Source organism: Stenotrophomonas sp. 05L414_2, assembly GCF_056397905.1.
The window spans coordinates 21,631-35,747 of record NZ_JBFTOJ010000044.1; the positions used below are offsets into that span (position 1 = coordinate 21,631).

Annotated in this window: 13 protein-coding genes; 5 read left to right on the forward strand and 8 right to left on the reverse strand. The window is 67.0% G+C overall.

The window, feature by feature from the left end:
- Window positions 1-14: 14 nt before the first annotated feature.
- The 3 genes from AC1DJN_RS08430 to aceB form a co-directional block, all read right to left on the reverse strand.
- Window positions 15-1,055 (reverse strand): GGDEF domain-containing protein, encoded by a 1,041-nt coding sequence (locus tag AC1DJN_RS08430; RefSeq protein ID WP_080150337.1) that lies wholly within the window; start codon window positions 1,053-1,055, stop codon window positions 15-17.
- A 366-nt stretch (window positions 1,056-1,421) separates the two neighbouring features.
- Window positions 1,422-2,723, reverse strand: coding sequence for an isocitrate lyase (gene aceA / locus AC1DJN_RS08435; protein WP_478039076.1), 1,302 nt, complete (start codon window positions 2,721-2,723; stop codon window positions 1,422-1,424).
- A 69-nt stretch (window positions 2,724-2,792) separates the two neighbouring features.
- On the reverse strand, window positions 2,793-4,415 hold the full coding sequence (gene aceB, locus AC1DJN_RS08440) for a malate synthase A (RefSeq protein ID WP_478039077.1): 1,623 nt from the start codon (window positions 4,413-4,415) through the stop codon (window positions 2,793-2,795).
- 109 nt (window positions 4,416-4,524) lie between these two features.
- Between aceB and AC1DJN_RS08445 the strand changes: the two genes are divergently transcribed.
- Together AC1DJN_RS08445 and AC1DJN_RS08450 are read left to right on the forward strand one after the other, a co-directional pair.
- Window positions 4,525-5,493, forward strand: a complete 969-nt coding sequence (locus AC1DJN_RS08445; RefSeq protein ID WP_025875812.1) for a LysR family transcriptional regulator — start codon at window positions 4,525-4,527, stop codon at window positions 5,491-5,493.
- Window positions 5,494-5,681: 188 nt separating this feature from the next.
- Window positions 5,682-6,590 (forward strand): LysR family transcriptional regulator, encoded by a 909-nt coding sequence (locus AC1DJN_RS08450; protein ID WP_032978127.1) that lies wholly within the window; start codon window positions 5,682-5,684, stop codon window positions 6,588-6,590.
- Window positions 6,591-6,673: 83 nt separating this feature from the next.
- On the opposite strand, the gene AC1DJN_RS08455 is transcribed toward AC1DJN_RS08450, so the two are convergent.
- Together AC1DJN_RS08455 and lepB are read right to left on the reverse strand one after the other, a co-directional pair.
- Window positions 6,674-7,930 carry an MFS transporter gene (locus AC1DJN_RS08455; protein WP_080150334.1) on the reverse strand — a complete coding sequence of 419 codons (1,257 nt, stop codon included), beginning with the start codon at window positions 7,928-7,930 and terminating at the stop codon, window positions 6,674-6,676.
- Between the two features lie 120 nt (window positions 7,931-8,050).
- The gene (gene lepB / locus AC1DJN_RS08460) at window positions 8,051-8,677 is read right to left on the reverse strand and encodes a signal peptidase I (protein ID WP_099786261.1); all 627 of its coding nucleotides are present in this window, start codon (window positions 8,675-8,677) and stop codon (window positions 8,051-8,053) included.
- 233 nt (window positions 8,678-8,910) lie between these two features.
- Here lepB and AC1DJN_RS08465 point away from each other — a divergent pair, with 233 nt between their 5' ends.
- Complete coding sequence (locus tag AC1DJN_RS08465) at window positions 8,911-9,312, forward strand: hypothetical protein (RefSeq protein WP_032978120.1); 402 nt, start codon at window positions 8,911-8,913, stop codon at window positions 9,310-9,312.
- Between the two features lie 3 nt (window positions 9,313-9,315).
- Window positions 9,316-9,762 carry a hypothetical protein gene (locus tag AC1DJN_RS08470; protein ID WP_025875822.1) on the forward strand — a complete coding sequence of 149 codons (447 nt, stop codon included), beginning with the start codon at window positions 9,316-9,318 and terminating at the stop codon, window positions 9,760-9,762.
- Window positions 9,763-10,084: 322 nt separating this feature from the next.
- On the opposite strand, the gene dcp is transcribed toward AC1DJN_RS08470, so the two are convergent.
- The 3 genes from dcp to arfB form a co-directional block, all read right to left on the reverse strand.
- The gene (dcp, locus tag AC1DJN_RS08475; RefSeq protein ID WP_442252317.1) at window positions 10,085-12,241 is read right to left on the reverse strand and encodes a peptidyl-dipeptidase Dcp; all 2,157 of its coding nucleotides are present in this window, start codon (window positions 12,239-12,241) and stop codon (window positions 10,085-10,087) included.
- Between the two features lie 111 nt (window positions 12,242-12,352).
- Window positions 12,353-12,955, reverse strand: a complete 603-nt coding sequence (locus tag AC1DJN_RS08480) for a lysophospholipid acyltransferase family protein (RefSeq protein WP_025875827.1) — start codon at window positions 12,953-12,955, stop codon at window positions 12,353-12,355.
- Between the two features lie 4 nt (window positions 12,956-12,959).
- Window positions 12,960-13,391, reverse strand: coding sequence for an alternative ribosome rescue aminoacyl-tRNA hydrolase ArfB (gene arfB / locus AC1DJN_RS08485; protein ID WP_025875829.1), 432 nt, complete (start codon window positions 13,389-13,391; stop codon window positions 12,960-12,962).
- A 134-nt stretch (window positions 13,392-13,525) separates the two neighbouring features.
- On the opposite strand from arfB, the gene AC1DJN_RS08490 reads away from it, so the two are divergent.
- Window positions 13,526-14,044, forward strand: coding sequence for a DUF2059 domain-containing protein (locus AC1DJN_RS08490; protein ID WP_140227919.1), 519 nt, complete (start codon window positions 13,526-13,528; stop codon window positions 14,042-14,044).
- The last annotated feature ends 73 nt before the right edge of the window (window positions 14,045-14,117 follow it).

Here is a 14,117-nt window from a genome sequence, read left to right on the forward strand (position 1 = left end):
GCCAGGATCTCCGCTCAGTGTCCATCCGGACCATCGGTCCACCGCAGGCAGTTGCCGCCTGCGCGCTTGGCTTGGTACAGCGCACGATCGGCGCGAGCGTACCACTCGCTCCAGTCCGCGTCAGGGGCCAGCAGGCTGGCACCGATGCTGGCCAGGCTGACGTGCGGGGTGCCATGGCTGCGCTCGAGCAGGCCGTGCACCGCGCTGAGGATGAATTCAGCCGCGTGCTGCACGATCTCGACATTGGCCCGGCGCAGGATCAGGCAGAACTCGTCGCCGCCCAAGCGGCAGGCCAGGTCATGTTCGCCGGCCATCGAGCGCAGGATGTTGCCCATGCTCTGCAGCACCCGGTCGCCGGCCTGGTGGCCGTGGCGGTCGTTGATCTGCTTGAAGCGGTCACAGTCGATCAGCAGCAGCGCCTGCGGCGGCCCCTCTTCCTGCGTGCGGCATTCCTGCAGGAACAGGGCCAGGCCACGGCGGTTGTGCAGGCCGGTCAGCTCGTCGGTGCGCACCAGCTCACGCGTGTGGGTCAGCTGGTGGGTGGTGATGTACAGGTTGTCCAGCGCGGCTTCCAGGTCATGGTTGCGCCGCCGCAGCTGGCTGATCAGGGCCTGCTCGTTGGTCAGCACACGCAGGATCGTGCGCCGCAGGAAGTAGGCCACCAGCCCCGGGTCGGACTCGACCAGGCGATGGAAATCAGCCGGTCCCAGCTCCAGCACGTGGCAGTCGGCCATCACCCGCGCGCTGGCGCTGCGCGGATGGTCGCCCATCAACAGGCCGAGCTCACCGAAGAACTCATGCCGGCCGAGTGTCTTGAGCACCAGGTCCTCGCCGAAATCCAGCTCGATCAGGCCTTCCAGGATGATGTACATGCACTCGCCGCGATGGCCGCGGTGGAACAGCCACTGGCCCGCCTGCAGCCGGCAGGGCTGGGCAAACCGGGCAAACAGGGCGACCTCTTCGTCGGAAAGCAGCGCATGCACGATCTCGGCCATCGCCACCTTGGCGATACCGGTTGTCGTGTCGATGTTCTCGGCCGCACCCCTGCCGGTCATTCCCTGCACCCGCCGCCAGCGTCCCCTGGTGAGCCGCGGAGCATATCAGTGAATCAAACTGTGCGCCGCTTCTCATTTTTGTGAAGACGCGGTGCCCCGCCCTGCATGACTCAACCGTGCCCATTCACACGCGTTGGGCGCAGGAAGAAAGAAAGCCATATCAATAGCTTACGGTGACCGCGACGCCCATTGTCGCAGCAGCCGCAGATACAACAACGCCGGCAGATCCCCCGATCTGCCGGCGTCGTCTGGCCCTTCCCTGGCCACCCTGATCAGTCCGAGCCCTGGTCGCGCCGGCCGCTGGCCGACAGCATCAAGGACTGCGGGAACACAAAGGGTTGCCGGCCAGCGGCCGGCACGACCAGATCACGCAGCCCGTTCGCTGCGCTCGCCATGGAACTGCTCTTCCTCGGTCGAGCCGGTCAGCGCGGTGGTCGAGGACTGCCCCTGCTGGATCGCCTGGGTCACCGCATCGAAGTAGCCGGTGCCGACTTCGCGCTGGTGCTTGACCGCGGTGAAGCCGCGCTCGGCCGCTTCGAACTCGGCTTCCTGCAGCTCCACGAAGGCGCTCATCTGCCGGCGCGCATAGCCGTGGGCCAGATTGAACATGCCGTAGTTCAGCGCGTGGAAACCGGCCAGGGTGATGAACTGGAACTTGTAGCCGTAGCTGCCCAGCTCCTTCTGGAACCTGGCAATGGTGGCGTCGTCCAGGTTCTTCTTCCAGTTGAAGCTGGGCGAGCAGTTGTAGGCCAGCAGCTTGCCCGGGAACTTCGCATGGATCGCCTCGGCGAACTTCCGCGCGAATTCCAGGTCCGGCTTGCCGGTCTCGCACCACACCAGGTCGGCATACGGTGCGTAGGCCAGGCCGCGGCTGATGGCCTGGTCCAGGCCGTTGCGGGTCTTGTAGAAGCCCTCCACGGTGCGCTCGCCGRTGGCGAACGGCTTGTCGTTGCCATCGATGTCGCTGGTCAGCAGATCAGCCGCCTCGGCGTCGGTACGCGCCACCAGCAGGGTCGGCACGCCCAGCACGTCGGCGGCCAGCCGCGCGGCGTTGAGCTTCTCGATCGCCTCGCGGGTCGGCACCAGCACCTTGCCACCCATGTGCCCGCACTTCTTCACCGAGGCCAGCTGGTCTTCGAAGTGCACGCCGGCGGCACCGGCTTCGATCATCGCCTTCATCAGCTCGAAGGCGTTGAGCACGCCGCCGAAACCGGCTTCGGCGTCGGCCACGATCGGCTGCAGGAAGTCGATGTCATCCTTGCCTTCGGCATGGTGCAGCTGGTCGGCACGCAGCAGCGTGTTGTTGATGCGCTTGACCACCGCCGGCACCGAATCGGCCGGGTACAACGACTGGTCCGGGTACATCTGCCCGGCCAGGTTGGCATCGGCCGCCACCTGCCAGCCGGACAGGTAGATCGCCTTCAGCCCGGCCTTCACCTGCTGCATGGCCTGGTTGCCGGTCAGCGCGCCGAGCGCGTTGACGAAGTCGCGCTCATGCAGCGACTTCCACAGCTTTTCCGCGCCCAGCCGGGCCAGCGAATGCTCGATATGGACGGTGCCACGCAGGCGCACCACGTCGGCGGCGCTGTAGTTGCGCTGGATGCCTTCCCAGCGCGGATTGGTGTCCCAGTCGTGCTGGATCTGTTCGGCAGTGGGCAGCGTGCTCATGTCTATCTCCAGTTCGGTTCGTGCGGATGCAGCGGGGAAGGAAGCGGCGGGAAAACCGGCATGCAGCGGTCAGTCGATGCGCGCGTACGCCGGCAGGGTCAGGAAGTCGGTCAGTTCGTTGCTGCGGCTCAACTCGGCCAGCAGGGTGATGGCTTCTTCGATGCGGCCGCCACCGGGCAGCGCCGAGGTGTCGCCGAGGCGCGCCGGCAGCTGCGCCAGGGTGGTATCGAGCAGCGCCAGATCGATGGCAGTGCCGTCGTCCAGCTGCTGGCCCGGGGTATGCAGCCACTGCCACAGCTGGCTGCGACTGATCTCGGCGGTGGCCGCGTCCTCCATCAGGTGGTGGATCGGCACGCAGCCGTTGCCATCCAGCCATGCGGCCAGGTAGCGCACGCAGACTTCGACATTGCCTTCGAAGCCAGCGCGGGTGATCGTGCCCGGCGGCCGCGCGATCAGTTCATCGCGACCCACGCGCACATCCTGGCGCAGCACGTGGTGCTGGTTGGGCGTGGGCATGTGCTCGTCGAAGATCGCCATCGCCACCGGAATCAGCGCCGGATGGGCGACCCACGTGCCATCGTGGCCAGCGCTCACTTCGCGCAGCTTGTCGGCACGTACCCGCGCCATCGCCTGCTCGTTGGCGGCGGCATCGTTGTTGATCGGAATCTGCGCAGCCATGCCGCCCATCGCATGTGCGCCGCGGCGATGGCAGGTCTGGATCAGCAGTTCCGAATACGCCTTCAGGAACGGCTGGGTCATGGTCACCTGGCCACGCTCGGGCAGCACGCGGTCAGCGTGGCGGCGGAAGGTCTTCAGGTACGAGAAGATGTAATCCCAGCGCCCGCAGTTGAGGCCGACGATGCGATCGCGCAGGGCGTGCAGGATCTCATCCATCTCGAACACAGCCGGCAGCGTTTCGATCAGCACGGTCACCTTGATCTGCCCGTGCGGCAGGCCGAGCATGCCTTCGATGTGCGACAGCGCGGTCTCCCACAGCGCTGCCTCTTCCATGCTCTGCAGCTTCGGCAGGTAGAAGTACGGACCGCGGTCCCTGGACTGCAGCGCGCGCGCATTGTGGAAGGCAAAGACCGCCGCATCGAACAGGCCGCCGGCGAGGAACTGGCYATCCACGCGCACATGCTTTTCGTCCAGGTGCCAGCCGCGCGGACGCACGATCAGCACCGCCTGCTCATCGTAGGGGCGCAGTGCGTAGTGCTTGCCATTGGGTGCGGTGTACTGCAGGTCGCCGCGAACCGCAGCGGCCAGCGACTGCTGACCGGCCAGCAGGTTGCGCCAGGTCGGCGAGGTCGAATCCTCGAAGTCGGCCATGAACACCTTGGCGCCGGAGTTCAGCGCGTTGATGACCATCTTCGGGTCGGTCGGGCCGGTGATCTCGACGCGACGGTCCTGCAGCGCGGCCGGCAGCGGCGCCACGGTCCAGTCACCGCTGCGGATCGCGGTGGTGTCCTGGCGGAAGTCCGGCAGGCCGCCTTGGTCGAAGAACGCCTGGCGCTCGCGACGGGCCTGCAGCCGCGCCTGCCGGCCGGGTTCCACTGCCCGGTGCAGGGACACCAGCAGGGCCAGCAACGGCGCCGGCAGCACGGTGGCCTGGCCCGCCACCTGGGTCGCCAAGGCAATGCCCGGCGTGGCCTTGGCGGCGGTGGAGGGAACAGCGGAAGCGACGGCGGACATGGCAGAACTCCAGCGTGGGGGAACGACTCCACCGTGCGGCCGCAGCCCTGTATTTGGCAAAACAGTTTTTGCAATGCTTTACATAACTTGTGCTAATACTTGTGACGCCATGACCACACGTAGCCCGCCAAGTCCTCGTTTTTCCTACAAATCCGATCGGCTGAAGCCGCTGCGCGCGTTCTGCCAGACGGTGCGCCTGGGCTCAGTCTCACGGGCGGCTGAGGCACTTTTCGTCAGCCAACCGGCCATCAGCCTGCAGTTGCAAGCGCTGGAGCGTGAGCTGGGGGTACCGCTGTTCGAGCGCAGCGGCCGGCGCTTGGTGCCCAGTCGCGAGGGCCAGCTGCTGTATGAAATGGCGCAGCCGCTGGTGGAGAGCCTGGACGGTCTGGAAGCACGCTTCCGCGACAAGGTGCGCGGGCTGGACGCGGGCGAACTGAACATCGCTGCCAACAGCTCGACCATCCTGTACCTGCTGCCGAAGATCGTCGAACGCTTCCGCCAGCATTACCCCGACGTACGCCTGACCCTGCACAACGCCATCAGCGCCGACGGCACCGACCTGCTGCGCGAGGATGCCGCCGACCTGGCGATCGGCTCGATGACCGATGTGCCGGCCGACCTCAGCTATGCGCCGGCCTACCGTTTCGAACAGGTGCTGATCGCCCCGCATGACCATCCGCTGGCCAGCGGTGGCGAGCTGGAACTGGCCGACATCGCCCGTTATCCGCTGGTGCTGCCGCCGAAACGGCAGATCACCTACCGGCTGGTGGACCAGGTGTTCCAGCGTCACCGCATCGCCTACACCGTTGCGCTGGAAGTGGGCGGCTGGGAGGTGATCAAGCAGTACGTGGCGATGGGCATGGGCATTTCCATCGTGCCGGCGCTGTGCCTGAACGATGCTGACCGCGAACGGTTGGCCGCACGGTCGATGAAGCGCTGGTTCCCGGAGCGCAGTTACGGGGTGATCGTGCGGCGCGGCAAGGCGCTGTCGGCGCAGGCGCGGGCGTTCATCGAGCTGATCCAGCCAGAGTTGTTCAGCCCGCGCGATTACGACCAGAGCGGGCATTCGGAGCGGTGAGGGGCTGTCGGCAGGGCTGCGCCCTGCACCTGCCGAATCTACGGCAACGGCAACGGCAACAGCGGGGATTCCGCGGGATGGCGGGGCGGTGTGGCCTGCTCTTGGTGGGTGTCGACCTTGGTCGACACGGTTGATCCACGCCATGCGTGGATGACRATTCCCGGCGTCGGGCTGGATAGACTGCATCCATGTCCATCGAACTTCGCCACCTGCGCTACTTCCTTGCCGTTGCCGATACCCTGCACTTCGGCCAGGCGGCCGAGCGGTTGGGGATGTCGCAGCCGCCGCTCAGCCAGCAGATCCGGCAGCTGGAGGAACTGATCGGTGCGCGCCTGTTCGTGCGCAGCCATCGGCGTGTGCAGCTGACCGCTGCAGGGGAACTGCTGCAGGAACGTGCGCGCAGCATCGTGCAGCAGGTGGAATCGGCGGTGGATGAAGTGCAGCGCGCGCAGCGTGGCGAGCAGGGTGAGCTGCGTATCGGCCTGACCCGGGCCACGCCGTTGTCACCGCAGATTCCGCGTTCGATCCTGCAGTACCGCCAGCAGTATCCGCAGGTGCGGCTGCAGCTGAGCGAGATGAACACCCTGCAGCAGATCGATGCGCTGCTCGATGGCAGCCTGGATGTGGGCATCATCCGCAAGCGCACGCTGCCGGCCGAGCTGGTGGCGCACAGCCTGTTCGTCGACCCGCTGGCGTTGATCGTGCATGCCGACCACCCTGCCCTGCGTCGCCTGTCGAAAGGCGGGACGCTGGCGTTGCGTGATCTGGCGCAGGAACCGTTCGTGGCGTTCCGCCGCAGCGCCGGGGCGGGCATCCATGACCACATGATCGCGCTGTGCGCGGCAGCGGGTTTCACCCCGCGCATCGTGCAGGAAGCCGGTGAGGCTTCAACGCTGATCAGCCTGGCCGCTGCGGGACTGGGTGCGGCGATCCTGCCTTCGTCGTGCGACCACATCCGGGTGGAAGGTGCGCGCTTCGTGCCGCTGGCCGATGCCGGCGCGCATTCGGAAGTGCAGTTGGCGTGGCGCCGCGAGGGGGTGACACCGTTGATCCGCAATTTCGCCGGGCTGCTTCGCGAGGCGTTTGCGGAAGCGTGAGGTGCCGCGCTGCGCGCTCGCCGGGCACGGCCCGGCGCTACCGCTGGCCCACCCAGGTAGCGCCGGGCCATGCCCGGCGGGCGTCAGGCGGTCACCGGCTGCGGCGCGCGCTGCTGCAGCGCCCACACGATGCCACCGCCGATCAGGGTCAGCAGCGCGGCGAACGCGCACACGCCCAGCCAGTCCCACGCGGCATAGGCCAGACCACCCACGCCGCCCAGCACGCTCGAGCCCAGGTAGTAGGCAAACAGGTACAGCGCCGACGCTTCCGCACGCATGGAGCCGGCACGGCTGCCGACCCAGCTGCTGGCCACCGAATGACCACCGAAGAAACCGAAGGTCACCAGCGCGATGCCCACTGCCATCGCCGGCAGCCACGGCATCGCCAGCAGCACGATGCCGGCGGCGATCAGGCCGAAGGAGATCGCCAGGATGCGACCGCGCCCATGGCGCGTGGCCTGCTGGCCCATCCACGCTGAACTGAAGGTGCCGACCAGATACACGCTGAAGATCAACCCGACCACGGTCTGGCTGAGGTGGTACGGCGGCGCCAGCAGGTGATAGCCGAGGTAGTTGTAGAGGGTGACGAACACACCCATCAGCACGAACGAGGTGGCGAACAGCCACGGCAGGCCGGGATCGGCAAACAGCGTGCGCCAGCGCGCGGGCAGCTGGCGCAGGCCACTGCGACTGGCCTGGAAGTGGCGCGACGGTGGCAGCTGCAGCCACAGCAGCACGGTGCTGGCCATGGCGATGATCGAGACCACGCCGATGCCCCAGCGCCAGCCCCAGTGGTCGGCGATGATGCCGGCCAGCAGGCGCCCGCTCATGCCACCGATGGCGTTGCCGCCGATGTACAGGCCCATCGCCAGGCCCAGCGCGCGGCTGTCCATCTCTTCCACCAGGTAGGTCATCGCCACCGCCGGCACGCCGCTCAATGCCAGCCCCAACAGGGTGCGCAGCACCAGCAGGGTGGCCCAGTCGTCGACCAGTGCGGTGCACAGCGACAGCGTGGCCGAGGCCAGCAACGCAACGATCATCAGCGGGCGCCGGCCGACCGCATCGGACAGCAGGCCCGCCAGCAGCATGGCCACGGCCAGGGTGCCGGTGGTCAGCGACAGCGACATCGCGCTGCCGGCAGCGGACACGCCGAAGTGGCGACTGAACTCGGGCAGCAGTGGCTGCACCGTGTACAGCAGGCCGAAGGTCGAAAAGCCAGCCAAAAACAGCGCCAGCGCGGTGCGGCGGAAGGCCGGCGTCCCCTGCTGGATGCGGGTGTCGACGGGAGCGTCGTCAGTACGGGGACGGTCGGCGAGGGCCGCCGGGGTATCGCCAGTCATGGGAGCGGTGGGCCGTGGGGGCGGCCGGAGTGGAGGGGACGGGCCCCAGACTAGGCCCGTCCATCCAGTCGATCCATAACCCGATAGGTCATGATTGATACTTCTGGCATATCGATAAGCTTACAGCCGCTGCCACTCAAAGCCGTCGCCACGGCGGTAGTACACCGCCACTGCGCGGCCATAGATCTTGTCTGCATCGACAAAGCCGAAGAAGCGACCGTCGAAGCTGTTGCCACGATGGTCGCCCAGCACCAGCACCTTGCCGGCGGGCACCTGCAGATCCGCGATGTCCGGGCCACCGCCGCTGTCCAGATCGAGGCTGGCGCGGCGCTCTCCGAAAGCTTCGGTGTCGGCCAGGTCGGCGATCTGCAGCGGCTGGCCGTTGATGCTCAGGTGGCCATCGCGCAGCTGCACGTGGTCGCCGGCCACGGCGGCGACGCGCTTGATCAGGCGGGTGCCATCGGCCGGCGAATCGAACACCGCCACCTCACCACGCTGCGGCGTGCCGGCAGCCAGCAGCTCCTGGCTGGTGAACGGCAGGCGCAGGCCGTAGGCGCGCATGTCCACCACCACCCGGTCACCCGGTTGCAGCGTCGGCTGCATCGAACCGCTGGGCACGACGTAGTGGTTGGCGAGGGTGTCGCGGGCGGCAGCGAGCAGGCCCAGCATCACCAGCAGCGGCAGTGCCTCCTTCTTCAGCCAGGTGAGCGCGCGCTCTGGGAACGGCGGACGGGCTACAGCATCCATGTCAGGCTCCGGGTGGTGGGTGGGCATCAGACCGCAAGGGCAGGCGTGAGGTTCCCGGGCATCATGCCGGTCTCCATGCCCGTGCCGATCAACAGTCGGCAGCCACCGGGTGCATTCCGGCCGGACGTTATGAAGGTTTTACGCCCGGGCCGGGCACTGGGCATCGCACCTTTACGGCCCCCACGCGCATCGTATGCCTACCGCGCCGCAGGGCGCTTTGCGCAAGGTGTTGTATGACCCTCCTGGTGATCCGGCATGCGTCGCCGTCGGTGCCGCGTCCGCTGCTGCCGGCCGAGTTGTCCGGCCATCCGGTGCTGTGCACCGACTGCGCCAGCTTGGCCGATGTGCGCCAGTGTCTGTGCCAGCCGCAGGCGCGCACCGCGGACTGGGTGCTGCTTGATGTCGGCGTCGCCGACGAGGCGCAATGGTGTGCCGAGGGCGGTGCGCTGCAGGCGGCGCTGGACGGTCTGCCGGCGGAGTACATCGAACTGCAGTCGCCGCACCAGCCCGGTCTGGAGGCGCGCCTGCGCCTGCAGCACGGCCCGGCCGCCGTGGTGGTCGACCAGCGCAGCCAGCAGGCGGGTTATCCGCTGTCATTGGCCATCGTCAGCCGTCGCCTGGCACGGGAGGGCTGAGCCATGTCGATCTTCATCATCCGTGGCCCGGAAGCGGCGGGCGCGTTGATCCGCACCGCCGCGCCGCTGCCGGCGCCGGTACTGAAATCACTGGTGCACCGTGCGATCGATGCGGGCACCAGCGTGGCGATCCGCGCCTGCGGTTCGGAGCAGGAACTGCTGGACGCGCTGCGCGTGGCCGAYCACAGCCGTGGCGAGGTGACGCTGCTGGATCCGGGCGCATGTGCCGACAGCCTGCGCCTGCAGCGGCTGCTGCCSTACCTGCACAACGCGTACGTGGAAGTGCATGACGATGGCGCCGTGGCCGAGCCGTGCCTGCCGGCCGGTGTTGGCCAGCGCCTGGGCATCGCCGCCGGGTACGGCGCGCAGAGCTATGTACTGGCGCTGGATATCGCGCTGGATCACCTGGGGTTGGCCGAGCAGGCGAACCGGGTGCATGTAGGGACGTGATGGCCGGGCTGCGGCCGGCACCCGGTAGTGCCGGCCGCTGGCCGGCAACCTCAACAGCCAAAGCCGGTTTCCTGGGGGATGGCGGGGTGGGTCCGGTTGCGGGGGACGCCGTAAACCCGTCCATGGGGGCTTGGCCGCGGCATCCATGCCGCGGACACCCCCGCAACCGGAGCCACCCGCCTTCGACAGATTTCCGCGAACTGCAGTAGATCCACGCCATGCGTGGATGAGCGGCAAACTGCAGAATCTGTCGATGGCATCGACACAACGAAAAACGGCGGGGTTTCCCCCGCCGTTTTGTTTTTCGTACTTCAGGCCGCGCTTACTTCAGGCCGCGGAACTTCAGCAGCGGCTCCACCGACGGGTCCTTGCCGCGGAAATCGCGGTACAGGGTCGACAGCTCCACGCTGTTGCCGCGCGAGAGGATCTTGTCGCGGAATTCCTGGCCGTTGGCGGCGGTCAGGCCACCGTGTTCGGTGAACCACTGGTAGGCGTCATGGTCCAGCACTTCCGCCCAGAAGTAGGCGTAGTAGCCGGCCGAGTAACCGCCACCCCAGATGTGGTCGAAGTAGGTGGTGCGGTAACGCGGCGGCACCTGCGGCAGATCGACCTTGAACTTCTTCAGCGCGCCCGCTTCGAAGGCGCCGACGTCCTGCAGCGGGGCATCGGCTTTCTGCGTGTGCCAGGCCAGGTCGAGCAGTGCCGCCGACAGGTACTCGGTGGTCGCATAGCCCTGGTTGAAGCTGCGCGCCTTGAGGATCTTGTCGACCAGTTCCTGCGGCATCGCTTCGCCGGTCTTGTAGTGCTTGGCGTAGTTGGCGAACACCTTCGGGTCCAGCGCCCAGTGCTCGTTGAACTGCGACGGGAACTCGACGAAATCGCGCGAGGTGGCGGTACCGGCGATCGACGGGTACTTCACGTTCGAGAACATGCCATGCAGTGCATGGCCGAACTCATGGAACATCGTGGTGACGTCGTCGAAGCTGATCAGCGCAGGCTGGCCGGCGGCCGGCTTGGTGAAGTTGCAGACGTTGTAGACCACCGGCTTGGCACCGGTCAGGCCGTCCTGTTCGACGAACACGTCCATCCAGGCGCCACCGGACTTGCTGTCACGCTTGAAGTAGTCGGTGTAGAACAGGGCCAGCGAGGTGCCGTCCTTGTCGAACACTTCGTACACCTTCATGTCCGGGTTGTAGGTCGGAATGTCGGTGCGCGGCTTGAAGGTGATGCCGTACAGCTGGGTGGCGGCGTAGAAGACGCCGTTCTGCAGCACGTTGTCCAGCTCGAAGTACGGCTTGATCTGCGACTCGTCCAGATCGTACTTGGCCTTGCGCACCTGCTCGGCGTAGAAATCCCAATCCGAGGCGGCCACCTGGAAACCACCCTTCTGGGCGTCGATCACCTTCTGGATCTCACCGGCTTCGGCACGCGCCTTGGCGGTGGCGGCAGGCACGGTGTCGGTCAGCAGCTTCAGTGCGGCCGCCGGGGTCTTGGCCATCTGGTCGCCCAGCTGGTAGTCGGCGAAGGTGTCGAAGCCGAGCAGCTTGGCCTTCTGCGCACGCAGCTGGGCCAGGCGCTGCACGGTCTGCCGGGTGTCGTTGGCATCGCCACGCTCGGCACGGGTTTCCGAAGCCTTCAGCACGGCGGCGCGCTGGTCGCGGTCGGTCAGCGAACCGAGCACCGGCTGCTGGGTGGTGTTCTGCAGCGGCAGCAGGAACTTGCCATCCAGCTTGCGGTCCTTGGCGGCCGCGGCGGCATTGTTGACCGCGCCCTCGTCCAGGCCGGCCAGCTTGGCCTTGTCGTCCACCACGACCGCAGCCGCGGCGGTTGCAGCCACCAGGCGGGTGTGGAACTGGGTGGACAGCGTGGTTTCTTCCACGTTTAGCTTGCGCAGGCTCGCCTTGTCGGCGTCGGACAGCTGCGCGCCCGAGCGCACCAGGCCGTCGTAGTAATGCTCGACCAGGCGCTTCTGCACCGGATCCAGGCCCAGCGTCTCACGCTGGTCGTACAGCGACTTCACGCGCGCGAACAGCTTCGGATCGAGGTTGATCTCGTCCTGGTGCGCGGCCAGCTTCGGCGCCACTTCTTCCTGGATCTTCTGGCGSGCATCGTTGGTRTCGGCCTGGACCAGGCCGAAGAAGATGCGCGACACGCGGGTCAGGGTCTCGCCGCTGCGCTCCATCGCCACGATGGTGTTGTCGAAGGTGGCCGGCTCGGCGCTGTCGGCGATCTTGCGCACGTCGGCCAGATGCTGGCGCATGCCTTCTTCGAACGCCGGCAGGTAATCGCTGTCCTTGATCTTGTCGAACGGCGGTGCCTGGAACGGCAGGCTGCTGGCGGTCAGCAGCGGATTGGTGGAGGCTTCGGCCGGCTGCTGGGCCGGTGCATTCTGGGCTTCGGACACGGGGGTGGACTCCTTGCCGGAACAGGCCGCCAGCGCCAGGCTGATGGCGGCGGCCAGGACTACGGTACGCGACATGTAAAACGCTCCTTGGGCAGACGGTACGGGATGGCAGCCGTCCACCCTACTCCTGTCACGGGCGCCCGGCATGTGCCGGACGTGGCGTCTACGCTGCCAGCAGCGGCTGGCTCAGACCGTGCCGCGGGTCTTGCCGATCCAGGGCCGGTAGAACTCGCGGATGGTCGCCATGTCTGCGGCATCATCGCCGGTCGGCGTGAACAGCGGGCCGATGCCGATGGTCTTTTCCGGGTAGTGGAAATACGCGGCCAGGATCGGCACGTCGGCCATCCGCGCAATCTTCAGGAAGCCGGCCTTCCAGTCCTTCACGGCCTTGCGGGTGCCTTCGGGGGTGATGGCGAACCACATCTTCTCGTTGTTGCGCAGCAGGTCCACGGCCTGGCCGACAGTGCCCTGCGGCGAGCTGCGATCCAGCGGGATCACGCCCAGCTTGTGCAGCAGCGGGCCCAGTGGCCACCAGAACAGCGAGGCCTTGCCCAGCACCTTCACTTTCATGCCCAGTGCGATCTTGGCGGCCATGCCCCACAGCCCGTCCCAGTTGGACGAATGCGGAGCGATGATGAAGACCAGCCTGGGAACGTTCGGCAGCGTACCGGTCACTTTCCAGCCGCCCATGCGCAGCGTGCAGCGCGCCAGCCAGCGCAGGAAACGGTTGGGCTTGACCTGCGGCATGTTCGGCGGAATGGCCGGCAGCAACGGCGTCGGGTTGTTCAAGCAATCACTCCCAGTCACGTGATGAGCGCCCGCGCTTGATCTGCGCGCGCCCGCGTTTGGCGTCCAGACGACGCAGTTTCGACCCGAAGGTCGGCTTGGTGGCCTTGCGTGGTTTGGGCACGCTCAGCCCGGCCTGGATGAAGGCCGCCAGCCGCTCGCGCGCATCCTCGCGATTGCGATCCTGGGTGCGGAAACGTTGCGCGTCGATGACCAGCACGCCTTCGCCGGTCATGCGCCGGTCGCGCCGCGCCAACAGGCGCTCGCGCAGCGGCTCGGGCAACGAGGGCGAGCCGGCCACGTCGAAACGCAGTTCCACCGCGGTGGAGACCTTGTTGACGTTCTGGCCGCCGGCACCACTGGCACGCACGAAACGCTCGACGATCTCGCCGTCGGGGATTTCAAGCTGCGCGCTGATGATGACCGGTCCACTGCCCATCTACGCATTGTAGCGGCAGCCGCGTCGCCGTGGCTGCCATCACGCCCCGTATGCCGCCGATCAGGCACCGAACACGCCGCCTTCGCCTTTGCCGGGGGTATGCTTGCCATCCCGTGTACTGCAGGACGCTCCGCATGATCCGCTTCGTTCCCTCCCTGTTGCGCCGCGCGACCCTGCTGCTGGTGCTGGCCGCAGCAAGCACGCCGGTGCTGGCCGCAGCCCCCACCGATGGCGACATCAACCGCCTGCTGTCGGCCTCGCGTGCGCAGAGCATGATCGACACCATGCTGCCGCAGATCGAAGCGATGCAGCAGCAGCAGTTCCAACAGGTCGCCGCACAGCGCAAGCTCAACGCCCAGCAGCAGGAACAGCTGCAGCGCATCCAGGCCCGTACCAGCCAGACCCTGCGCCAGGCACTGTCGTGGCAGCAGCTGCGGCCGATGTACGTGGACCTGTACAAGAAGACCTTCAGCAAGGAAGACGTGCTGGCCATGGCCGAGTTCTACGAGAGCCCGGCCGGCCAGAGCCTGCTCGACAAGACCCCGGCGCTGATGCAGAACGTGATGGTGGCGATCCAGACGCGCATGCAGCCGCTGTTCGCCGATCTGCAGAAGGATCTGGAAGCGATCGTCAACGAGCCGGAAAAGAAGTGAGGCGGTAGCGCYGGGCCATGCCCGGCGAGCGCGAAGCGCGGCCGTTTCATCGCAGAAGCCGCCGGGCATGGCC